Source organism: Flavobacterium sp. RHBU_24, assembly GCF_046613695.1.
Classification (GTDB): Bacteria; Bacteroidota; Bacteroidia; order Flavobacteriales; family Flavobacteriaceae; genus Flavobacterium.
Window position 1 is genome coordinate 102,949 of the sequence record NZ_JBKJHD010000005.1, and the last position, 23,389, is coordinate 126,337.

22 protein-coding genes are annotated in these 23,389 nt (G+C 45.5%); 8 read left to right on the forward strand and 14 right to left on the reverse strand.

Annotation, left to right across the window (positions count from 1 at the left end; translation table 11 throughout):
* Positions 1-20: 20 nt before the first annotated feature.
* The 4 genes from ACLI09_RS07220 to ACLI09_RS07235 are packed head-to-tail and all read right to left on the reverse strand — an operon-like array spanning position 21 to position 2,066.
* Positions 21-434 carry a type II toxin-antitoxin system VapC family toxin gene (locus ACLI09_RS07220; RefSeq protein ID WP_411418927.1) on the reverse strand — a complete coding sequence of 138 codons (414 nt, stop codon included), beginning with the start codon at positions 432-434 and terminating at the stop codon, positions 21-23.
* A 2-nt stretch (positions 435-436) separates the two neighbouring features.
* Positions 437-679 carry a DUF6364 family protein gene (locus ACLI09_RS07225; RefSeq protein ID WP_411418928.1) on the reverse strand — a complete coding sequence of 81 codons (243 nt, stop codon included), beginning with the start codon at positions 677-679 and terminating at the stop codon, positions 437-439.
* 47 nt (positions 680-726) lie between these two features.
* Positions 727-1,419, reverse strand: a complete 693-nt coding sequence (locus tag ACLI09_RS07230) for a hypothetical protein (protein ID WP_411418929.1) — start codon at positions 1,417-1,419, stop codon at positions 727-729.
* 11 nt (positions 1,420-1,430) lie between these two features.
* A complete protein-coding gene (locus ACLI09_RS07235; protein WP_411418930.1) occupies positions 1,431-2,066 on the reverse strand; it encodes a thymidine kinase in 636 nt (211 codons plus the stop codon).
* 101 nt (positions 2,067-2,167) lie between these two features.
* On the opposite strand from ACLI09_RS07235, the gene ACLI09_RS07240 reads away from it, so the two are divergent.
* The 4 genes from ACLI09_RS07240 (at position 2,168) to ACLI09_RS07255 (ending at position 6,925) form a co-directional block, all read left to right on the forward strand.
* Positions 2,168-3,703, forward strand: coding sequence for a hypothetical protein (locus ACLI09_RS07240; protein WP_411418931.1), 1,536 nt, complete (start codon positions 2,168-2,170; stop codon positions 3,701-3,703).
* Positions 3,703-4,395 carry a 16S rRNA (cytidine(1402)-2'-O)-methyltransferase gene (gene rsmI, locus ACLI09_RS07245; RefSeq protein WP_411418932.1) on the forward strand — a complete coding sequence of 231 codons (693 nt, stop codon included), beginning with the start codon at positions 3,703-3,705 and terminating at the stop codon, positions 4,393-4,395. Before ACLI09_RS07240 ends, rsmI begins: the two co-directional genes overlap by 1 nt.
* A gap of 396 nt (positions 4,396-4,791) precedes the next feature.
* Positions 4,792-5,427 (forward strand): hypothetical protein, encoded by a 636-nt coding sequence (locus ACLI09_RS07250; protein ID WP_411418933.1) that lies wholly within the window; start codon positions 4,792-4,794, stop codon positions 5,425-5,427.
* A gap of 118 nt (positions 5,428-5,545) precedes the next feature.
* Entirely contained in the window at positions 5,546-6,925 is a 1,380-nt protein-coding gene (locus tag ACLI09_RS07255) for a glycine-rich domain-containing protein (RefSeq protein ID WP_411418934.1), read from the forward strand.
* On the opposite strand, the gene ACLI09_RS07260 is transcribed toward ACLI09_RS07255, so the two are convergent.
* Genes ACLI09_RS07260 through ACLI09_RS07270 form a run of 3 tightly spaced genes read right to left on the reverse strand, consistent with a single transcriptional unit; the run spans position 6,922 to position 10,049 of the window.
* Positions 6,922-8,052, reverse strand: coding sequence for an NAD(P)/FAD-dependent oxidoreductase (locus ACLI09_RS07260; protein WP_411418935.1), 1,131 nt, complete (start codon positions 8,050-8,052; stop codon positions 6,922-6,924). The two genes, ACLI09_RS07255 and ACLI09_RS07260, sit on opposite strands and share 4 nt — an antisense overlap.
* A gap of 3 nt (positions 8,053-8,055) precedes the next feature.
* Complete coding sequence (locus tag ACLI09_RS07265) at positions 8,056-8,802, reverse strand: DedA family protein (RefSeq protein WP_411418936.1); 747 nt, start codon at positions 8,800-8,802, stop codon at positions 8,056-8,058.
* A gap of 26 nt (positions 8,803-8,828) precedes the next feature.
* Positions 8,829-10,049: a dicarboxylate/amino acid:cation symporter gene (locus ACLI09_RS07270; RefSeq protein WP_411418937.1), complete on the reverse strand. Its 1,221-nt coding sequence runs from the start codon at positions 10,047-10,049 to the stop codon at positions 8,829-8,831.
* Positions 10,050-10,133: 84 nt separating this feature from the next.
* On the opposite strand from ACLI09_RS07270, the gene ACLI09_RS07275 reads away from it, so the two are divergent.
* Both ACLI09_RS07275 and ACLI09_RS07280 read left to right on the forward strand, forming a co-directional pair.
* The gene (locus tag ACLI09_RS07275) at positions 10,134-10,454 is read left to right on the forward strand and encodes a hypothetical protein (protein ID WP_411418938.1); all 321 of its coding nucleotides are present in this window, start codon (positions 10,134-10,136) and stop codon (positions 10,452-10,454) included.
* Between the two features lie 153 nt (positions 10,455-10,607).
* A complete protein-coding gene (locus ACLI09_RS07280; RefSeq protein ID WP_411418939.1) occupies positions 10,608-11,669 on the forward strand; it encodes a DUF6438 domain-containing protein in 1,062 nt (353 codons plus the stop codon).
* 51 nt (positions 11,670-11,720) lie between these two features.
* Here the strand turns inward: ACLI09_RS07280 and ACLI09_RS07285 are convergent, their stop codons facing one another.
* The 3 genes from ACLI09_RS07285 to rbfA are packed head-to-tail and all read right to left on the reverse strand — an operon-like array spanning position 11,721 to position 14,780.
* The gene (locus ACLI09_RS07285; protein WP_411418940.1) at positions 11,721-13,136 is read right to left on the reverse strand and encodes an MATE family efflux transporter; all 1,416 of its coding nucleotides are present in this window, start codon (positions 13,134-13,136) and stop codon (positions 11,721-11,723) included.
* Positions 13,137-13,176: 40 nt separating this feature from the next.
* Positions 13,177-14,379 (reverse strand): ABC transporter permease, encoded by a 1,203-nt coding sequence (locus ACLI09_RS07290; RefSeq protein WP_411418941.1) that lies wholly within the window; start codon positions 14,377-14,379, stop codon positions 13,177-13,179.
* Positions 14,380-14,384: 5 nt separating this feature from the next.
* The gene (gene rbfA / locus ACLI09_RS07295) at positions 14,385-14,780 is read right to left on the reverse strand and encodes a 30S ribosome-binding factor RbfA (RefSeq protein ID WP_411418942.1); all 396 of its coding nucleotides are present in this window, start codon (positions 14,778-14,780) and stop codon (positions 14,385-14,387) included.
* A gap of 135 nt (positions 14,781-14,915) precedes the next feature.
* Between rbfA and ACLI09_RS07300 the strand changes: the two genes are divergently transcribed.
* Both ACLI09_RS07300 and mce read left to right on the forward strand, forming a co-directional pair.
* Entirely contained in the window at positions 14,916-17,885 is a 2,970-nt protein-coding gene (locus ACLI09_RS07300; RefSeq protein ID WP_411418943.1) for an ELWxxDGT repeat protein, read from the forward strand.
* A gap of 4 nt (positions 17,886-17,889) precedes the next feature.
* Complete coding sequence (gene mce, locus ACLI09_RS07305) at positions 17,890-18,303, forward strand: methylmalonyl-CoA epimerase (protein WP_411418944.1); 414 nt, start codon at positions 17,890-17,892, stop codon at positions 18,301-18,303.
* 89 nt (positions 18,304-18,392) lie between these two features.
* Here mce and thiL read toward each other — a convergent pair whose 3' ends face one another.
* The 4 genes from thiL to ACLI09_RS07325 form a co-directional block, all read right to left on the reverse strand.
* Positions 18,393-19,442, reverse strand: coding sequence for a thiamine-phosphate kinase (thiL, locus tag ACLI09_RS07310; protein WP_411418945.1), 1,050 nt, complete (start codon positions 19,440-19,442; stop codon positions 18,393-18,395).
* A 149-nt stretch (positions 19,443-19,591) separates the two neighbouring features.
* Positions 19,592-20,353, reverse strand: a complete 762-nt coding sequence (locus ACLI09_RS07315) for a succinate dehydrogenase/fumarate reductase iron-sulfur subunit (RefSeq protein WP_411418946.1) — start codon at positions 20,351-20,353, stop codon at positions 19,592-19,594.
* Between the two features lie 12 nt (positions 20,354-20,365).
* A complete protein-coding gene (locus ACLI09_RS07320) occupies positions 20,366-22,375 on the reverse strand; it encodes a fumarate reductase/succinate dehydrogenase flavoprotein subunit (protein WP_411418947.1) in 2,010 nt (669 codons plus the stop codon).
* Between the two features lie 15 nt (positions 22,376-22,390).
* On the reverse strand, positions 22,391-23,290 hold the full coding sequence (locus ACLI09_RS07325; RefSeq protein WP_411418948.1) for a succinate dehydrogenase cytochrome b subunit: 900 nt from the start codon (positions 23,288-23,290) through the stop codon (positions 22,391-22,393).
* Between the last annotated feature and the right edge of the window lie 99 nt (positions 23,291-23,389).

Consider the following 23,389-nt stretch of genomic DNA (forward strand, 5'->3'; position numbering starts at 1 on the left):
AATATTGTGGCTGTGTACGCTCATTTTTTATATACCGCCAGAAAATCATCGGGAGTAAGCACTGGTATTTCGGCGTTTTTAAAATCTTTTATATTTCGGGTAATTATATATTGGCATTCAGCCTGTATCGCTGAGAAGTATTGCAAACCGTCTTCAAAATCTGTAAAGCCTGAGTTGAGGCTTTTCTCAATAATAATTTGGTCGAGGGAAACAATGTCAGAAATGGTCTTAAATTTCCTTAATAATTCAATACTCTTATTTACCCCAAGAATTTTACTGAGAAAATAATCTGTTGTAGCATAAGAGAACGCAGAAACTACAATATTAGCTTTGCCTTTATCGGCCAATGAAACTATGCGTGCTGCATTTTCAAAGAAAGGTTCCCGCCTGCCCAAAAGGTCAAGCATTACATTAGTGTCAAGAAACAAGCGCACGATTACTGGTGTTTCTTCAATAAGTGTTCAAAATACTCATCAACATCAGTATCTGCGGGAAGCGATGTTTCAGCCATCATACTCCTTACAAAAGGCGTAATTTCATCGTCTGAAATTTCATGCTTTACTTTTACAGCTTCAAGCAGCGATTCTATAAAAGATGAAAGGCTTCTATTGTTTTTAGAAGCATATTCTTTTGCCCAAACAATGGTATCATCTTTAATATTTAAAGTTAGTTTAGACATAATTCAAATTAGTTATACGTACAAATATAAAAAATTTATACGTACGCTCAAAACCTAATTACCTGCCGCTCAATAATGTTTTTATCCTGTTGTAAATCATACACCTCACAATCTATAATTATCCTGTCTCCTTTAAAAATAACCGTATCTAAGGGTGCCATGTCACTACCTAAAGCGTAGCCTTTATTTTTATAGGTTACCGATTTTGTACTACCCCGGTTCAGGTCGGTAGCGCTTACAGCCAGTGCATCATTTTGGTCATACTTTCGGTACACCACCTGTCCTAAGTCAGTATTATAATCAAACACGGCTTCAAAATCTTTAACTTCTGCGCTGGTGTCCTTTGGCAATACCAAAACAGCCCAGCAACCCGTGGCGCATGCGTGTTCTAAAAAAATATGCGTTTTATTTTCTTTAGAAAGATCCGGTATAAAGTAGCGGCGCATCTGCAGTACATCGCTGTCTTTATACACTCTTTTTAGTGTTCCTTTTTCCCACTGTATGTAGAGGTCATTATAACGCGTAGTATCATCCTTTACAAGATAACTTATTTTCCAGCCATCATTTGTAACCGTATCACGGGCATAACTTGCCAAATCATAGTACAAACTGTCTTTAAAATCGATGGGTATTAGTTTTCCGGTAGCGTGCCTGGCAGGTGGGGCACCGTTAACTATTCTTTCGTCAGTACGCCCACAACCTGTAAGCACAAGCAGCAGCAGAAAGATAAAGTATTTCATAATATAAAAAATTACAAACTTTCCGCCCTGTTTTCACCATCACTTCCCCCTTTTAGAGTTAAGGGGTTTTGGCTCCGCATCGCCTCATAATACGCCGCCCTGCTTAGTGGCTCATATTCTTCAGTCTCGCCCAGCAATACCAGCTTATCGTTATTCGCTTTACGGAAGCTGTAGTTGGCCAGGTTCCCGGTGCGGGTACACACGGCATGCACTTTAGTAACATACTCTGCCGTAGCCATAAGCGCGGGCATGGGGCCAAAGGGGTTACCCTTAAAATCCATATCCAGCCCGGCCACGATAACGCGGATGCCGCTATTGGCAAGGTCGTTGCACACGGCCACGATTTCATCATCAAAAAACTGGGCTTCGTCTATGCCTACCACTTCGCAGCCCTGGGCTAAAAGCCGGATTACCGAGGCGCTTTCTACCGGCGTACTGCGGATTTCATTGGCATCGTGCGATACCACCATAACATCGTGGTAGCGGGTATCTATAGCGGGTTTAAAAATCTCAACTTTCTGTTTGGCAAACTGCGCGCGCTTAAGCCTGCGGATCAGTTCTTCTGTCTTGCCCGAAAACATGGAGCCGCAGATGACCTCTATCCACCCAAATTGTTCTTTATGGTTAACCGTATTTTCGAGAAACATTTTGTACCTTGAGTCTGTAAAACAGAAATGTTTTGTGTTACTTTGTGTTGAAACAAATTTATTAAAAAACTATTGCGCCACCCCTTATTATCTCAAAAGTTATGAAGAAAAAGTTAGAAGCCGAGCTTATAAGCATTGCCCACCGCATCCTGAAACTCAAGAACAGGGCTGAGCTTGACCAACTGAGGGAAGAAACCCTGAAACTATACGAAAAGCTGTCGGTGCTTAAATTTGTAGAAGATAATTTTAGCGACGTAAAACCCACTATAGGCTATGCTTCGGCAGAAGCGAAACTGGACGAGATATATGAAAGTCCGGCCCCTGAAAGCCACCTAACCCCCGAAGGTGGAAATGATGCCCCGGTAGCAGACGGGGAAGAAACGGAAGTTGCAGAGACAGCACCGGCAGATGCTAAACAAGCTGAACCTGAAAAAGAGCAAGAATCTGAAAAAGAAACATCTGAGGCTAAGGAACAAGCGCAGCCTAAAGAAGATAAAGAAAATGAAAGCGGCGAAGGCGTAGATACCGATAGCCCCACATCCCCCGAAGGGGGAGCAGCCCCTGTAGCCCCTGAAGAGGAAGCCGCACAGGAGGTGGCCGAAAAAGAAGATACCGAAGCGCAGCCCGCTAAAGAGGTACAGCCCGCAAAAATAATAGTAGATGCCGAAGTAGGCCTGCACCCCGAAGAAGAAACAGCTATAACCCCAGACCCGGAACTGCCTGCTACAGGTGGCCTGAGCGAAACCGAAGGCCAGGACAAAGACAACGGCGCCGGCGAAGGTGTGGAAAGCCCATCAGGTAAGCCTGCCGTTTCTACCGAAGAAAAGAAGAATACCGAAGCCAGCGGCGCGTTTGACTTTGGCTTTGAAAAGAAAGAATCACCTGCAAAGCAAAAAGAAATTTCGTTTGAGGATTTCCACGATTATAAGGAACCTGAATTTGTAAAAAAAGGCAACCCTGAAACCCCTGCACAGCCAAAGGCGGAGGAGGCAAACGACTGGCGTAACTGGCAGCCCAATAAAACTGCCGAAACCCCTGCCCCACCTAAAGAAGAACCAAAAGCAGAGGCGCCCAAATATGACCCGATAAGCGACTGGCGCAACTGGGAACCTAATAAATCGGACACCCCTAAACAACCTCAACCGGAGCAGCCCAAAACCGACCCTGTGGTAGACGACTGGAAAAACTGGGAACCGTCTAAATCGGCTGCGGCCGTAACTCCTGAAGCACCCAAGGAGCAGCCTAAGGCTGAACCCGTGATAGACGACTGGCGCAACTGGGAGCCTGCAAAGCCCGCCGAAGTTCCTAAAGAAGAGCCAAAGGCAGAAGCGCCAAAATTTGAAATTCCAACACCGGAACCTGTTAAAGCTGCACCTGCCGCAGCGCCTAAAGTTAACGACGGTTTTGTACGTGCCATGAGCCTGGGCCTTAACGACCGCATAGCGTTTGAAAAGAACCTTTTTGGCGGCAGCAGCGAAGACCTCAACCGAGTGGTGTCGCAGCTTAATACGCTCAATACCTTTGAGGAGGCTAAAGATTTTATAGCCGACCTTGTAAAGCCGGACTATAACAACTGGAAAGGAAAAGAGGAGTTTGAAGAGCGCTTTATGCAGCTGGTAGAGAAAAAATTTAGTTAATGTCTAAACTATATATAGTACCCACACCCATAGGCAACCTTGAGGACATGACCTTTCGCGCCATACGGGTGCTAAAGGAGGTAAACCTCATCCTGGCCGAAGATACCCGCACCAGCGCCAAGCTGCTCAAGCATTTTGAGGTAGGCACCCACATGATGAGCCATCACATGCACAACGAGCACAAAACGGTAGAGAGCGTTATTCAGCGTTTACAAAACGGTGAAACCATAGCCCTGATAAGCGATGCCGGTACGCCCGCCATTTCCGACCCCGGTTTTTTGCTTACGCGTGCCTGTGTGGAAAACAACATTCCCGTGGAATGTTTGCCCGGCGCTACGGCCTTTGTGCCTGCCCTGGTAAACAGCGGCCTGCCGAATGATAAGTTTGTTTTTGAGGGTTTCCTCCCCGATAAAAAAGGGCGGCAAACGCGCTTTTTGGCCCTGGCCGAAGAAACCCGCACCATGATATTGTATGTGTCGCCGCACAAGCTGGTGAAGACGCTGGGCGAGTTCATACAGTACTTTGGCCCGGAACGCGCGGTTTCCGTTTCGCGGGAGCTGAGCAAATTGCACGAAGAAACCGTACGCGGCACCGCAACCGAAGTCCTTGCCCACTTTACCGCCAAAGAGCCCCGCGGCGAAATTGTGGTGATTGTAGGGGGAGCTGTGATTGAGAAGAAGAAAAAAGAGTAAGCAGTGTTCAGTGGCAGTAAGCAATTTTTAGTCGCAGTGATCAGTCGCAGTAGGCAGTAGCTTCACTCGGGCGTAAAAATGGAACGCGGATGACGCGGATTGAGCGGATTTTTTCCACGCAGGAGTGAAGCTAATTCCCCTCTTGAGGGGTGGCTGAAAGCCGGGGTGGTAAACGCTGTTCCATTTCGAGATTTCTACACTGCGCTGCGGTCGACCCGAGGCATGCCCGAACTGGAGAAGCAAATGGAAGAACGTTACCAGCAAAGCAACGCAAGAGTGATGTTCAATTTCGACGATAGGAGACACCGAAGGTTCAACGAAGTTAAATCTCGGCTTGAATTTGTATAATAGTTTCTATTTTCCACCGTTACATTCAGATAACCACCTACATTCACTATGAAAATAAAGCCAATCATTTTCTCTATTGTAATAAGCTTTTCACTGCTACTTGCTTTATCATGCAAACAAGAAACTGAAGTATTACCCGAAAAACCTGTAGCAGAACCAAAAGCAAAAATAGAAGTTGACACAATAGCTACAACGATACCAGACACAAACAGGATTGCTACAGATCCTTTCAGATCAGGCGATTATGTTTTTGCTGAAACAGCAGAAGTATTCAGGGAGCGATTCAACAATTATGTTAGGAAATCGGGTTGGGATATACACCTTGAAAAAGGTAAAATAATAAATATCGAAGCTGACACCATTTGCAACATGCCAGTAAGTGAACACATAAATATTGCTGCAAAACTTAATAAAAAGGGGGAGGTAGTGAAGGTAGTTCTTTTTAGTGGTGAGGATTTTGACGTACCCTCTCAAATGAAAATCGTATACGCTATGAAGGGCATGATTGCCGCTGGACCCGACTACCACTACATTACTGATGATGAAATTGAAATTATAATGTATCGCCTTGGCACTTTGGCTAATGACAAAATTTATCCAAAGGGTATCTATCATAGAGACGGAACACGCTATGAAGTTAAAGTAGATTTAAGTAATATATATTTCGGTGTAAGTGGAGTATAGTCGCCCGACAGTATTACCGCCAAAACATTTGCATCAAAACCCCATACTCCTGTAACAAAAAACACCCTTCAACACCGTACATTATGTAACTTTATCATGCAAAATAACCTAACCAATTATGAGCATGAATAACGAACTTTGGCAAAAGGTACTCAATTTTGACTTTGACGGCCCCGGGGATTACACGTTTTCCATCCGCCTTGCAAAAGAAAACCACTGGACCCGCAACTTTACACAACAGGCCCTGCTGGAATACCGCAAGTTTATGTACCTGGCCGCCACATCCGGCAGTATGGTATCGCCATCAGAAATTGTAGATATCGTGTGGCACCAGCACCTTATCTTTACACAATCGTACACCGAATTTTGTACCCTGCTGGGAAGGCAAATACAGCACATCCCTTCTACCCACAACAAGCAGGAGGCCGAAACCTTTAAGCAGGCTAAAGAACATACCACACGGCAGTACAACAGCGTTTTTGGCGCACAGCCAAAAGCAATTTGGGAATACAACGATATGTTTGAACCGCTTAATCTGCCCCAGGCAAAACACGACATTCGCGCCACGGTAACCATAGGGCTTGTATTATTTTTGCTGTTGCTGGTGCCTACCTATTATTGCCTCATGCCACTTTACATACACATATCAGGGCCGGCATTCGTTACCGGGTTTGCGCTTATTATTTTAGCGGCCTACACCTGGATATCTAACTACAACCGCAATAAACTACTACAGATTATAACCGAAGCCGATGAAAGCGCTTTTGTATTTAACCTGCAGCCGTATGAGCTGGTATACCTTAAAACGCAAAGTCCGGATTATGTGGTGCACGGCAGCGTAAACGAACTTATAGTGCGCAATGCCATAACTATTAATGAAGACAAGTCGGTTACCCTTAATGAAGATGCCGTGCCCGAAGGCAGGGAGCAGGCGCAGGTGGTAGATGTTTTAAATGAATTTAAATGGATACCCTATCCCGGCCTGCTGAAGCTGCTGGTTAATAAGCCGGTATTCAGTTCCATTGCCAATGCTATGGATGCATTCCGCAACTATTTTACAAACTCAGAAAAGTTTGCAAAGCTCTTCCGCCTCAACTTTATTATAGGGCTATTACTGCTGCTAACAGGCTACACACGGTTTTTCACCGGAGTATCCCGTAATAAGCCTGTCATGTATATCTTTTTACTCAATATAGCTTTGACTATCGGCGTAATACTCCATTTAAAACGCTTTAAAAAAGAAGCGTTTAAAACCACGATACCAAACCTTTATACAACAAAAAGTATACCCCAAACCGAAGTAAACGACAACTGGCAATGGCGTTATCTTGCAGAAGGAACCGCGGTACTGTACCCGGTTTTTATACCCATAGCGCAACAAAAGCCTGAGGCCGGCACCTGGGGCGACGGAGGCTCGGGAGGGTGCGGCTCATCCGGTGGTGATGGCGGAGGCGGAAGTTGCGGTGGGGGCTGTGGCGGTTGTGGTGGCGGGGATTAGTTGTTGACCAAATCTCCAAGCTCCCTACCCACAACACTCCCTATCGCAATGCCCATACCGCCAAGGCGTACGCCACAATACACATGATTTGAGAGTTGCTCAACAACAGGCCGCTTCTGGGTGCCCATACCCATGATGCCGCTCCAGCGGTGGGCGATGTGCACATCGGTATCGGGTAAGATAGTTTCGCGGAGGAGTTGCTCCAGGCGGTTCTGGATGATATCGGTAGTGCCAAACTGCGTGGTGGTTTCGCCCTCAAAGTCGAGGTTGCGCGCACCGCCAAAGAGGATACGGTTGCCAATATTGCGGAAGTAGTAATACCCCCTGTCGATATGGAACGTACCGCGGATGTCGAGGTTGGGAATCGGCTCGGTAATCAGTACCTGGGCACGGGCGGGTTTTACGGCACCGTTGGTCAGCTGGCCTGCAAAGGCATTGGTAGCAAACAGCAGTTTTTTGGTATGGAAAGAAAATTGTACGGCGGAATCGCCCAGGGCCACGTCTACCCCATCGGATTTTTCGTGATAACCTGTAACCGTCTGGCTATTTAAGATAAGTATGTTTTGCGCGTGGACTTCCCTGAGGAGCGCCTGCATCATCTTGCCGGTATCAATCTGCCCTTCAAACGGGTTAAATATCAGGTATTCTTTGGTACCCTTAAAGTTAAAGCGGTCGGTTTGCTTAGTAAACACATCGGCTTTAAACAGCGGGCGCAGCACCTCGTTTGCAAACGGCATCCGGCGCAGGCAATTTTCATAACCGGCAGTATCATCCTCAAGGAAAATCTCGTAGCCACCGTAGGGCTTAAAGTCGATAGCTGTATCGCCCAGCCGTTTGCGGAGCAGTTGCAGCCCCTGCCAGCGCTTTTGTATCAGTGCGGTTACTTCGGCTTCGGTGTGGTGGTTAAGGTCGTCTATAATTTCGCTAAGGCTGCCAAAACAGGCAAACCCGGCATTCTTAGTGCTGGCGCCCTGCGGCAATGGGCCGCGTTCTAACACCAGTATCTTGCTATGGGGGAAACGCTCGCGCAGGCGTAATGCCGTGTGCAGGCCCACAATGCCACTGCCCACTATGGTGTAGTCTACATTGCTGAACCAGCCGTCTATTTCCCACCAGCTAAGGTGCATGGTTTAGTTAGGGAAAATTTTCGATTCGTTATCGTCGTTGCCGTCCTTTAGTTCTTCTTCAGCCTCTTCCTCGGTTACCTTGTTGCCTTTCAATATATTAAGCAATACCGGGAAGGTAGTAATAAGCACAATGCCTATAACTATTTTTTCGATGTGGGCCTTAAGGTCGATGTTAAACTGTGTAAGGAACAGTTCGTTAAGGTAGTGCCCGGCAAATATCATGGCAAACGCCCATGCAATAGAACTCACAATATTAAAAAACATAAACCGTTTTTTATCCATCTTTACAATACCTGCTATTATGGGTGCAAAGGTGCGTATAATGGGCAAAAAGCGCGCAAAGATGATGGCGCGGCCACCGTGTTTTTCAAAAAACTCGTGTGCCTGTATCAGGTATTTTTTCTTGAACAAAAGCGAGTCTTCGCGCGTGTACAGGTAGGTGCCGCTTTTATAACCAAACCAGTAGCCAAACATATTGCCTATAATACCGGCGCATGCAACCATGGCAGCCAGCAGCGTTACATTTATAAAGCTGTTGTCAAAATCAAACAGCGTTGCCATAAGCGCGTCGCTGTATATACCGGCCAGGAACAAAAGGCTGTCGCCCGGCAAAAAGAAGCCTGCAAAAAGGCCCGTTTCGGCAAATACTATAAATAATACTACATAGATACCTACCGGCACAGAACCAACATGCAGGTTTATGTAAAACTCGGGGTTTAATAACTGCATCCAGTCGAAACCTTTTTCCATATCTTTTTAAAATTTATTTACATACGTTATTTTTCCCACTTGTCTATGGCCGATGTGGCAAGGGCGTTGCCCAGCACATTAGTCATACTGCGTGCCATATCGCAAAAGTGGTCTACGGGCAATATAAGGGCTATACCCTCCGGCGGAATGCCAAACATGGCACACGTGGCCACCACTACAATAAGCGACGCGCGCGGCACACCCGCCACGCCCTTGCTGGTAAGCATAAGCACCAGCAGCATGAGCAGCTGTTTTTCCAGCGGCATATCAATACCATATACCTGTGCGATGAACAGGCTGGCAAAGGTCATATACATCATGCTGCCATCAAGGTTAAAAGAATAACCCAGCGGCAGGGTAAACGAAACAATTTTAGGGTCGCAGCCAAAGCGCTCCAGCTCTTCGGTAAGCTTGGGGAAAACCGCCTCGCTGCTCGTGGTGCTAAACGCGATAAGCAAGGGGCTGGCCAGCCTCTTTAATAACGTAAAAAGCCTGTTGCCCAATATAAGGTAGCCCACGGTAAGCAGCAGTACCCACAGCAGCACGATGCCCAGGGCAAAATCGGCCAGGTAGCCCGCATACAATTTCCAGATGTCGAGGCCGTATAGGGCCACAGCACCCGCCACAGCGCCAAAAACGCCCAGCGGCGCCAGCCACATGATGTAGGTTACCATTTTAAGCACTACGTGTGCTACCACATCAAGCACTTTAATAATGGGCTTCCCTATTTCGCCTACACCGGCAAGCGCGATGCCAAACAGGATAGAGAATACCACGATCTGTAAAATTTCGTTGGTGGCAAAGGCTTCAAAAAGGCTTTTAGGGATAATGTGTATTACAAAACTTTCGAGTGAAAACGAGTGGGTACCCGCTACAAGGTCGGTAGCCGATTCGAGGGTACTGATGTCGATACCCGAGCTTTTGCCCGGTTCCAGCCAGTTTACAAGCACCATGCCCAGCAGCAGCGATACCAGCGATGCCGTAAGGAACCAGCCTATGGCCTTGCCCCCCACACGCCCCACCATTTTTATATCGCCCATTTTTGCAATGCCCACCACCAGCGTGCTAAACACCAGCGGCGCGATAATCATTTGTACCCCGCGTATAAATACCGTACCCAGTAACTTGATGTTTTTTGCAAAAACAGGGGCGCTGTCCGGCACCCGGTAATAAACAAGTGCCCCCGCAAATACGCCAAGGATAAGGCCTATGAGTATGGCTATAAATAGTTTGTTATTGCTTTTCAAACGTTGCGCTGTTTTTGAGTGCGTGAAATTACTGATAATTTTTTAAAGCAGCTTTAGGCAAGGGTTAATTATGCGGGTTTATTTTTGGGTGAAGTTTTTTGCTTCCTGCCTTTGCGCCTTCGAGACGCAGAGTTAAATGTAATTTCACGCAAAGGCGTAGCGGCACAAAGTCTTTCAGCAGATAATTTATTATATTTGGCTACAGCCAATATAGCGGCTAATTCAGCTATGATACACACAGAAAAAGAATATAATGCAATAGTGGAAAGGATTGAAATTCTTTTACAAGAGCCTGAAAATATAGAAAACGAAAATACACAGGGATATATTGAACTCAATATACTATCTAACCTTGTGGCCGATTACGAACGGCAAGAGCGAACCTCCTTTAAAAATTGCCCGTGATATAATCCAAAAGCTGGATATCGACCCTGTAATTGTGTTGGGCGTTAATTAAACCTTTTGCTCGGGAGATGAGGAGTTTTTTTGTAGGGTATGTTTTTAACTGCAATATGAATTAGCGAAAATGCGTTATATTTCAAACAGCTAAAGAGCCGTATGCCGAAATCAATCATTGTTATATTCGTATCACTACTCCTACTTATTTCATGCAATAAGCAGGATGAATTTGTAAAAGCCAAACTCATACCTACAAGAATAGATTCGCTGAAAACCACTGCCGAAATTGAGAAGTATATTGGCAATACCGACAGCCTTTACCGAAAGTTTACCCTGCTGAAAGTACAGGATATTTTTTGCGGCAGTTGCGATACTTTACTTGATAAACTGGCGGATAGCCTGCATATTGACTTTTCGTGGCAAAAAGCCGATTTAGATAATAATGGATATACTGATTTATTGGTCACCGGAACAAATAAAACCTATGGCAGCTGGAATTACGACCCTAAAATGGAGGCAGAATATTCTAAAGAATTTAATGCATTTGTATTAATGAATTTTGGAAACAGCGGTATAAAGACATACGACCTTACCGACGGACACTATCTCACCCTTGTAGCCCGCATTGAATACAACGGCCGGCAGCCTTTTATAGCAGTTTATACGCCAAAAGTTATTTCTGTGGTTGACTTGCATAGGCGCGAGAAAACAAAATCGAAACTCACGTTTAAATTTAATGATTTTATTGAATACAATCCCAAGCCTGATACATACGATATCGAAAAAGTGGAATATATAACCACGGGATGTATGGGTATGTGTCCTGTTTTCTCACTTAATATCGGTAAAGATGGCAACGCTGCTTTTGTAGCCCGGGATTATAATTATACACTGCCGTGGCAAAAGGGAGTGTTGCTAAATGGCACTTACAAAACCAAAATTAAAGATAAAGATTTAAAAGAGTTAATTGATATCCTTGAATATACCGACTTCCCCAATCTAAAAAACGACTATCATGTACCATGGACATGCGATGACACAGGTGCCATAAAAATTACCTACAACGGTGGCAAAACAAAAACAATAGTTGACTATGGCGCACAGGGCACTTACGGTTTAAGGAAGCTTCACTCAGTATTTCATCAGCTTCGATTAAACCGGGAATGGAAATTTGTGAGTAAAGAAACGCCGTATAATTATGATATATTCAAAGGCAAGTAGGGAAATCACCCGTGTCAAACCTACAAGGTCGGTAAGACCTTGCGGGTTAGCCTACACCTCCACCTTTTTCCATCTCCCCCGTTTAAAAAGTATAAAGCTGGTAATGCTCATACAGGTTTCGGCAACGGGTATGGCAATAAATACGCCCACGGGCCCTAACCCTGCCTTTAGCGCCAGCACATAGGCCAGCGGTATCTGGAACAGCCAGAAGCCGAAAAAGTTGACTACCGACGGTGTTTTAGTATCGCCTGCGCCATTAAAGGCATTGATGAGCACCATACCCATGCCGTAAAACACATAGCCCGAACACAGTATGCGTATTGCTTTAACAGCAATATCGTGCACGTGCGGGTTATTGGTAAAAAACCACATCATGGGTTCGGCGGCCAGCAGTGTAATTACCATAATACCTGCCATATAAATAACATTAAACTTTGCAGTAACCCACACCGAGCGTTCTGCCCGACCGATGTCCCTGGCGCCCAGGTTTTGCCCCACAAGCGTAGCAGCGGCACCACTAAGCCCCCAGGCCGGCAGCATAAAGAACATCATAATGCGCAACGCGCTCTGGTATCCGGCAGAGCCTTCATCGCCTCCCGTTTCGGCTACGAGCCGTGCAAGGAAAATCCAGCTGCAAGAGGCGATAACAAATTGCAATACGCCCGGTGCTGCGATTTTTATTAGTGCTTTTATCTGTTCCCAGTGCGGTTTAAAGTAGGCCATACTTACCTTGAGTATGCCTTTTCCGTTCAGCAGGTTATAGAGTTGGTACGCCACGCCCAGGCTGCGGCCTATAATTGTAGCCATGGCCGCGCCGGTAAGCCCGAATGCAGGCACGGGGCCCAGCCCGTTAATAAATAATGGGCACAGGAATATGTTGGCAATATTAGCTATCCAGAGGCTTTTCATGGCAATGGCGGCGTTACCCGCACCCCTGAATATTCCATTAAACAGAAATAACAACATAATAATAAAACTGCTGCCCATCATCAGCCGGGTAAACGGTGCACCAAAATGAGCCGACTCCACTGACGAACCCATGAGCACCAGTATGTCTTCGGCAAAAATGACCCCTGCAACGCCCAGTACCGCGTTTACCGCCATGGCTATCACTATGGCCTGCATACCGGCTTTTGCAGCCGCCACCGGGTCTTTTTCGCCCACACGGCGTGCCACCACAGCGGTTGCTGCCATGCTCATGCCTATGGCAAGGGAGTAGATTATGGTAAGTACCGATTCCGTCAACCCCACCGTTTGCACCGCAAAGCTGCTGTTTTCAAGGTGTCCCACAAAGTAGAGGTCAACCAGCGCGAACACTGATTCCATCATCATTTCGAGCATCATGGGTATGGCCAGCAGTAGTACCGCACGGCGGATGCTGCCTTTTGTAAAGTCGGTATTTTCGCCGTTAAGCGATTGTTTTAAAAGGGTTATAAAACGGTTAGAGGCACGGGCGGGTTGTGTCATGGTGTTTTATACTTTAATGGTAGAACTGGTAATGTGGGGGTTACCCCTCTAATAACTGTGCATTTACACGTCCGGCGGCAATGCGGCTTGCTCCTATTCCCAGTATAAATATGGTAGCCAGTACTATGGCAACATTGGTAAGCGTTACTGCCGTGGGGTATGGCATGGTAGGCGTTATCATGATCAGGCTAAACTGCTGCTGTGCCAGCACAAAGCCCAGGCCAAGCAGCAACCCTATAAAAGCGCCTATGGCGGTAATAAAAATGCCCTGCAAAAAAAAGATGTTGCGCAGGCTTTTTACTTCGGCGCCCAGGCAGTGCAGGGTCTTAATGTTTTCGCGCTTGTCGAGTATCAGCATAATGAGCGCCCCGGCGAGGCAAAACAGCGTAAGCACCACCACCAGCGAGCAGAACAGGTAGGTAACCAGGTTTTCGGCATTCAGCATCTTATAGAGCGAATCATTAAGCTGGGCGCGGTTTTTTGTACTAACCGTGCCTTTAAAAATAGCTTCTATGCTTTCGCGCAGCGCGGCCTCATCGGTACCGGGTTTCATTTTAAGTTCTATAGCGGTATACTGGTTGCGTTTAAACTCCAGCAGCTTTTGTGCCAGGTCGAGGCTGCAGTATACATAGCGGTTGTCAATATCCTCGTTAATAGAGTACACGCCCACCACCATGAGCTGCTCCTTATTAAAATCATTCTCGGTTATCATGCCTTTACCTGCTTTGGGTACAAATACCTCAAGGGGCTTGGTTACATTATACAACCCAAGTGAGAGCTTGTTATAAATTCCCGCGCCCACTACGGCCTGACCGCTGTAGGGCAGTATCCACTCACCACCCAGCAGGCGCTTGGGGTCGTTCATGGGGGTAACGCGGTTATACAGGCTGTCTACCCCTTTCATAAAGGCAACTTCCTCTTTTTCGTTATAGTAAAAAAGTACGCGTTCTTCGGCTACAAAGGTTTTTGCGGCAATGCCTTTAAGGGCATCCAGCTGTTTCATTTTTTCCGGCGAAACCGTAAACGACTTACCCGCCGAGGCAAACACCTTAAGGTCGGGGTCGGTATCATTGGCAAAAGAAAGGCTAAAGTCTTTAAGACCCGCAAAAACCGACATTATAATAAACAGGGCGGCGGTACTCACCACAATGGCCACGGCAGCAATACGGGTAATGATGTTTACCGCATTGTTTTTGCTCTTGCTTATGGTATACCTCCCGGCTATATATAATGGAAATGGCATTGGGGTTATATTTTTTTGCGGCGTTCCAGTAGTTCGGGATTGGTAATGGGGTTGTTCTCGCCGGTAAGTTCGCGGTCTATTTTTTCCATGCGGTCTATCGTGTCGTCAATGTAAAAAATAAGGTTGGGCACTTTGCGCAACTGTAGCTTTACCCGTTGCGAAAGGTCGTGCTTTATAAGCGGTGCGTTGCTTTTTATGGCGGCAAGCAGTTCTGCCCCTTTTTCTGAAGGGAAAATACTAAGGTATACTTTTGCCAGCGAAAGGTCGGTAGTTACCAATACTTTAGATATTGATATCACCAGGTTGCTCACACCGTTTTTGCGTATTTCGCCCTGTAGTATGTCTACCAGGTCTTTTTGCAGCAGCGCGCCTATTTTTTTTTGTCTGTTCGTTTCTTCCATCCTGCAAAAGTACTTAATTTATTAATAGGTGTGGCAAAGTTGCATAGCGGCAATGTTTTAGTTTTATAATCTTGAATTATTTACCCGGATTTATCGAATTAATTTATATTTGCCAGACATAACCAACTGATTATTATGAAAAAAATTTTATACCTATTTTTAATTATTTCATGTATAACCGCTTCGTCTGCGCAAAATATAGATGCTACACTCTTAGAAACTAACTTTGTTGGTGATAGCTACCCTATGGATATGACTGCACTGGGTGATAAAATAGGTTTTACATCGCTTAACATTAATTACCAAAGGAGTTTACGGTTTTATAACCCTGCGACAAACTCAATGTATACAGAAGGCTACCAGACCGACGCTGCAAACCTGAATGTAGTGGCAGATAATCTTTTTTTTACAAGTTCATCGAATAGTAAGGAACTATGGAAAACCGACGGGACACCCGAGAATACTGTGCTAGTTAAAGATTTAGGTGAAAGCGGCTATTTCGGAGAGTTTATAGTTTATGATAGCAAGCTGTACTTTACCTTTACTAACCATAATTACAACAATATCAGGCAAATATGGGTTTCAGACGGAACTGAAGCAGGGACGCATGTACTAAAAAACCTCAATACAGTACCATTTAATGATGATACATCAAACCTCTTTGTATTTAACGGCTCTTTATATTTTAGCGGTAAAACCCCTGAAGCAGGTTATGAATTATGGAAAAGCGACGGCACAGAGTCCGGCACCGTATTGTTTGCAGATATTGCGCCGGGTACAGCCAATGCGGGTCCGCAAAAACCCATTATTTTTGGCAATAACTTTTACTTTGTAGCCGCGACACCCACTGCGGGGGCCGAACTCTGGAAAAGTGACGGTACAGCCGAAGGCACAACCCTGTTTAAAGAGTTTGTTACCGGAGCAAATGGTATTTCCGTTTACACTGACCTTTCAGGAATTGTAGTTTCAGATGAATACTTTATTTTCATGGTTAATTATGGCGCTAGTAACAGATTATGGAAGAGTAACGGAACACCGGAGGGAACCACACAACTAAAAATAATTAACTACCCGGCAGAGAACTTTACCACTTTTAGCAACTTTACATTACTTAACAATACGCCCTATTTTATTGCTTCTGATTATTTTGGCTCAGGTACCCAAATATGGACTACCGATGGCACGGTAGATGGCACCGTAGTAGCGGTAGACACAGTGTTAGCTAATGCCGGCAGTATTACCTTGCTTACCGCGGCAGATGATTATCTTATTTTTAAAGCATCCGGAATGCAGAGCTATAACCCGAAGCCCTGGATAACCGATGGCACCCAGCAAGGAACACATTTGCTTAAAGACATTAACATTGAGGGTACATCTGCCGGAAATTTTGCCTTTGTTCACATTGGCGACAAAGTGTACTTCCCAGGAGGGTACGAATCCGCTAACGGTGTAGAATTATGGTATACTGACGGAACAGAGCAAGGCACTGCAATGACACCGGATATACGACATTCTTACTCAGGAACGTTGTCGGGCCCCGGACGGTTTTCATCTTCAATATTTAACGGCAGCCTTATTTTTGCAGGTAACAATGGGCTTTCAGGCACTGAACCTTTTATTTCCAACGGTACAGCAGCAGGAACCCATGTTATAAAAGACGTTAATCCGGGAGAAAACATATCCTTTGGCTTTACAAATCAACATGAAAACTACCTTTTTATAAAAGCGGGCAACAAGCTTTTTTTTAACGGCTATGGCGACGGAACAGGTGCAGAAATATTTGTTACCGATGGAACCGGCCAGGGGACAAAACTGGTGAAGGATATTATGCCTGGCATAGGATCCAGTGTAACAGGCAATACATATTTTATGGCATTTGATGATGTTTTTTATTTTAAAGCAAATGATAATATACATGGCAATGAGTTGTGGCGGACAGATGGCAGCGAAGAAGGGACCTGGCTTGTTAAAGATATTAACCCCGGTTCAGAATCGGGGGTCAATGCATCAAACAGTTTAAGAATGCAGAACAAAAATTATACTGTATACAACGGCTCTTTGTTTTTTGTTGCAAATGATGGCACAGGCGAAGCTGTATGGAAAACAAATGGTACAGCAGAAAGCACACTAAAAGTTATAACACTACCCGCAACAAATGCTTATCCCGTTATAATAGCTGCCAACAACAACAAAATCTTTATAACTACAACCGGTTTAAATGTTTTGTATGGTAGCGATGGTACCCAGGAAGGAACAGTACTGATACAGTCTGACATTAATTCAAATTACATACACTTTTTGCATAATACATTGGTTAACGATGAATTATATTACAATGTTAATACTAACACCACCGGACGCAGCATTTTTCGTTCGGATGGAACCCTCGCGGGAACCGTGCTTGTAAAAGGAGACTTAGCAACCGACCGTGGTATAAAATTTATGCAATCATGCGGAAATACAATCTTTTTCGGTTTAGGAGCAAATGACTGGCTTTCCTGGAGCAGTGATCAGATATGGAAAACAGACGGGACTGCTAACGGCACCATAATGCTGACCCAATCTGATACTAATTCGTTCCAGGACTACACCTGCATTCAAAGCAATTTAATGTTTGTAAACCCAACATCGACTCCCAATCTATGGATATCAGATGGTACGGTTTTAAATACATATTCTGTAGACGTAACAGTTTCTAACGGAACGCAATTTGAAGAGTATTATGGCATAAACAGTATCTTCGGAGTTATAGATAATAAAATCTACATGGGAGCAAATACTTTAAATAGTGGACATGAGCTTTATGTGGCCAATGCCGAAAGTATTTTAAGCGCACCTTCCACAGTTGATTTACACAATGATAAACGCAAAAACGATATAACTCTATATCCTAATCCTTCAAATGGGTGGGTTACTATTTATTCTAAATCAAATAGTGTGATATATGGTGTAGAAATATATGACCTGGCCGGGAAAAAGCTTTTTGGAACTGATGTAAACGACACAAAATATGAACTGCAAGCCAATGATATGGCTAATGGCATATACTTAGTAAAAGTTAAATCATCTAACGGAACCGAGACGCAAAAACTTATAAGGTCGTAGCCAAATGAACAAAATAGAACACCTGGGCATCGCCGTAAAAAGCCTCGACATATCAATACCTCTGTTTGAAAAGCTGCTCAACACCCCCTGCTATAAAACCGAGGAAGTACTTAGCGAAGGCGTAAAAACCGCCTTCCTGCAAAGCGGCCCCAACAAAATAGAGCTGCTGGAAGCCACGAATGCCGACAGCCCCATCGCCAAATTTTTAGAAAAGAAAGGCGAAGGCATTCACCATATTGCCTTTGATGTGACAGATATTGTGAACGAAATAGCCCGCCTGAAAGCCGAAGGCTTTACGGTACTAAATGAAACCCCGAAAAAAGGCGCCGACAATAAACTGGTTGCTTTCCTCCACCCGAAAGGCACGAATGGGGTGTTGGTGGAACTGTGCCAGGAGATTGGGATTTCAGGTTTATGATTTTAGATTTCAGATTGAAATACACTCGGATGAGCCACTGCTGTTTAGTAGATATGAGTGAAGTTCAATCTAAAATCTTAATTCTCAAATTATTCTTCAGAAAGCGCGTTCCATCCCCTTGATTTTAGCGGGATTTTTGTATTGGCGCGGGTAATCAGGTGTATGCCTTCGCTTTCCTGGGTCATATGCCCTATGATGGTAAAGTTAGGGTTGCCTTTTATTTTCTCAAAATCTTCCATTTTAATGGTAAAGAGCAACTCATAATCTTCGCCACCGTTAATGGCTACGGTGGTAATATCAATATTAAATTCCTCGCAGGTATTTATCAGCTGTGGGTCTACAGGGATTTTCTCTTCATACAGGTTGCACCCCACCCCACTGTTTTTACACAGGTGTATAATTTCCGACGATAACCCATCAGACACGTCTATCATACTAGTTGGCTTAACGTTAAGATTGCTAAGTATATCACGGATATCAGCACGGGCCTCCGGCTTAAGCTGGCGCTCTATCAGGTAGCTGTAGGCATCAAGGTCGGGCTGGTTTTGCGGGTTTACCTCAAATACCAGCTTTTCGCGCTCCAGCACTTTAAGGCCCATATAAGCCGCGCCCACATCACCGGTAACAACTAATAAATCGGTACTGCCGGCACCGTTGCGATAGGTTATCGCTTCGGCATTGGCTTCGCCCAGGGCCGTAATGCTCAGTATCATCCCTTTTTGAGATGACGTGGTATCACCGCCTACAATGTCTACACCGTATATTTTAGCAGCAAGCTTAATGCCGTCATACAACTCATCCAGTGCCTCTACCGGAAAACGATTGCTCACCGCGATAGAAACGGTTATTTGCGTAGGCTTAGCGTTCATGGCACAGATGTCGCTTACGTTAACCACCACGGCTTTGTAGCCCAGGTGCTTCAGCGGCATATAAGCCAGGTCAAAGTGTACGCCCTCAACCAGTAAATCGGTAGAAACCACTACTTTTTTATCTTTAAAATCGAGCACGGCGGCATCATCGCCTATACCGGTAAGGGTACCGGGCTGTGTGGTTTCAATATCTTTTGTAAGGTGGGCTATAAGGCCGAATTCGCCCAGATTGCCCAGGCTGGTACGCTGCTGGTTTTTATCTTCTATCATTGCTTTGAGTGTCTGAGGTGCTTAAGGACTTAGATCCTAAGTGTGTGCAAAGGTACGAACTTTTACCAGTAGAGACGCATTCAATGTGCCTCTACAAACAAAAACGCACCCTTCTCAGGGCGCGTTCTTAGTATATTTGCTTTGTTTTATTACTTGATACTCGCAAAGAGGTATTCCCTGTTCATGCGGGCAATGTTCTCTAAAGAAATACCTTTAGGGCATTCTACCTCACACGCACCGGTATTGGTACAGTTACCAAAGCCTTCTTCGTCCATCTGGCGCACCATGTTTAGTACACGCTGTGTAGCCTCAACCTTACCTTGAGGGAGCAATGCATACTGAGACACCTTAGCGCCTACAAACAGCATTGCAGAGCCGTTTTTACAACTGGCCACACACGCGCCACAGCCTATACAGGCAGCCGCTTCAAAAGCGCGGTCGGCATCATGCTTGGGTACCGGGGTAGCATTGGCATCAATAGTGTTGCCGGATGTATTAACCGAAACGAAACCACCTGCCTGCTGTATCCTGTCAAACGACGAACGGTCTACAACAAGGTCTTTTATCACCGGGAAGGCTTTACTCCTCCACGGCTCTACATATATGGTATCGCCGTCTTTAAACGAGCGCATGTGCAGCTGGCAGGTAGTTACCTTGCTGGCCGGGCCGTGCGCACGGCCGTTAATGTATAGCGAACACATACCGCAAATACCCTCGCGGCAATCGTGGTCAAAGGCTACAGGCTCTTTCTGGCTGTTAACCAGCTGCTCGTTCAACTGGTCGAGCATCTCAAGGAATGAGCTGTCGGTAGATACCTCGTTAAGTGTATAGGTTTCGATATTTCCTTTAGCCTTGGCGTTTTTCTGGCGCCATATCTTAAGGGTAATGTTTATATTTTTATTAGAAGCCATATCCGATTTATTTTATTTGTAGTTCCTGGCCGCGATTTTAATGTACTCGTATTTAAGCTCTTCTTTATGAAGCACCTCGTTGTTGATGTCGTCGCCCTGGTATTCCCACGCGCCCACAAAGTTGAAGTTCTCGTCATCGCGAAGCGTTTCGCCATCAGCATCCTGGTATTCTTCCCTGAAGTGTCCGCCGGCCGATTCATTGCGTTGCAGCGCATCGCGGGCCATAAGCTGGCCAAGGTCGATAAAGTCGGCTACGCGAATGGCTTTTTCAAGCTCGGGGTTAAGCTCGTCGGCACTGCCGGGAACGTATACATCCCTGTAAAACTCAGCCTTAAGCGCCGCGATTTCGGCAATAGCCTCGGTAAGGCCCTGTGCATTACGGCCCATACCTACTTTGTTCCACATAATGTGGCCCAGCCTTTTATGGAAATGGTCTACCGTTTTCGTTCCCTTGTTGTTAAGGAAACCGTCTATCTGCGACTTCACGCCTGCCTCTGCTTCTGCAAATTCGGGGCTGTCGGTAGAAATTTTTCCAGTACGTATCTCTCCTGCAAGATAGTCTGATACGGTATACGGCAGTACAAAGTAACCGTCTGAAAGGCCCTGCATCAGTGCCGAAGCGCCAAGGCGGTTAGCCCCGTGGTCAGAAAAGTTCGCCTCACCCGCCACAAAACAGCCCGGTATGGTACTTTGCAGGTTATAGTCTACCCACACGCCACCCATGGTATAGTGTACAGCAGGGTATATCTTCATTGGGTTTTCATACGGGTTTTCATCGGTAATTTGCTGGTACATCTGGAAAAGGTTACCATATTTTTCCTCTATCCAGGCTTTACCCAGTTTTATTACCTCTTCATCCGTAGGGTTGTGGTTACCTTTTGCATAAGCGGTTTGCCTGCCCTTATTAATTATCTCTGAAGAGAAGTCGAGGTAAACACCTTCCTGCGTATCGTTGTTCTCAATACCAAAACCGGCATCGCAACGCTCTTTAGCGGCGCGTGATGCTACGTCGCGCGGCACCAGGTTACCAAAGGCAGGGTACCTGCGCTCAAGGAAATAATCCCTGTCTTCTTCTTTTATATCTACAGCCTTAAGCCTTCCTTCACGGATGGCCGCGGCATCTTCTTTCTTTTTAGGTACCCATATACGGCCGGAGTTACGCAGTGATTCGCTCATCAGCGTAAGCTTACTCTGGTTAGAGCCGTGTACCGGTATACAGGTAGGGTGAATTTGCACAAAGCACGGGTTAGCAAAGTAAGCGCCTTTTTTGTGTATTTTCCATCCGGCGGTTACGTTACTGCCCATAGCGTTTGTAGAAAGGAAGTACACGTTACTGTAACCGCCCGAAGCGATAACAACCGCGTGTGCAGAGTGCCTTTCAAGTGCGCCGGTAACCAGGTTACGGGCTATAATGCCACGCGCCTTGCCGTCAATTTTTACAACATCAAGCATTTCGTGGCGGTTGTACATCTGCACACGGCCAAGTCCTATCTGCCTTGAAAGCGCCGAGTAAGCGCCTAACAGCAACTGCTGGCCGGTTTGCCCTGCGGCATAAAACGTACGCTGTACCTGTACGCCGCCAAAAGAGCGGTTATCAAGCATTCCGCCGTAATCGCGGGCAAAGGGAACGCCCTGGGCCACACACTGGTCGATAATGTTGCCCGAAACCTCTGCAAGGCGGTGCACGTTTGCCTCACGGGCACGGTAGTCACCACCTTTTATAGTATCATAAAACAGCCTGTAAATACTGTCGCCATCATTCTGGTAATTTTTGGCGGCATTTATACCACCCTGCGCGGCAATAGAGTGCGCGCGGCGTGGCGAATCCTGAAAGCAGAATGCCTTAACATTATAGCCCATTTCGCCAAATGACGCAGCAGCCGCCGCGCCCGCAAGGCCGGTACCTACAACAATTATGTCAATTTTTGGCCTGTTGTTTGGGGCAACAAGCCTCAGGTGGTCTTTATAGTCGGTCCATTTTTTAGAAATATGACCGGCCGGTATCTTAGAATCTAACGCCATATAAGTAGATGTTGATTATTTGTATAAAAAGTGAAGGTAAAGTGGTATAATGGCAAACGCAGCCGGAACAATGATTGAAAAGGCATAGCCAAATTTCCTGATAAATCCGTTGTATTTAGGGTTGTTAGCGCCCAGCGACTGGAACGCGCTGCCAAAACCGTGGTACAGGTGGAAGCCAAGCGCCACCATAGCCAGCACATATAATATAGTAGCAATAAGGCCCATGTGGTTTACCGGGTTCTTAAAAAACTCCACAGTTATTTTGTGCAGGTCTTTATACCCTTCGGCAAAATATACTTTTTGCATTTCCGGCGTTTCAGTAGGGTTCATCATGTCAGGCATTTTCTTAGGTATCATGGCATAAAATTTATTGCCTTCTTTTACAAGGTTTTTGCCATCAACCCTTTTAGTATTCAAAAAGCGTGCATCGCCCGTTGCTGTGGTAATATAAAGGCTTTGCTCTTCCTCTTGCGGGGTTGCGCCTTTAATGGTAACTGTTTGCAGCGGCATGTCTTCCTTAAAGTGCATTACTGCCCAGAAGTTAACCATGTGGGTAACAATAAACACCAATATAATGGTACCTAAAACCGCCATATTGCGCGATGCCCAGATGGTGTTTTTCTGCGGCTGGTTCATTACATAGCCTATAGGCCTTGCCTTCCTGTTCTGGATGGTAAGCAGTATACCGTCAAAGGCATGGAACAGTATAGAAATGTAGGTAAGGTATGACAGTATCTTAACCGCGGGGTTAGTAGTCATAAACAGCGCGTAGAGGTTAAAGGCCAGCGCATCCGAAAAAATAAGTTGTAAGTTGCCCAGTAAATGCCCCACAAGGAACAGGCAGAGAAATAAACCTGTTAAAGACATCCAGTATTTCTTGGCGATAGATGACTTCAATAGTGCAGATTTTGCCATAATGTTTGTTTAAAAGTAAATGTTTTAAAAAAATCAAACAAATTTACATCTAAATGAAATTCTTCACAACCTTTCAACGCTAATTTATAATCAGTTTAA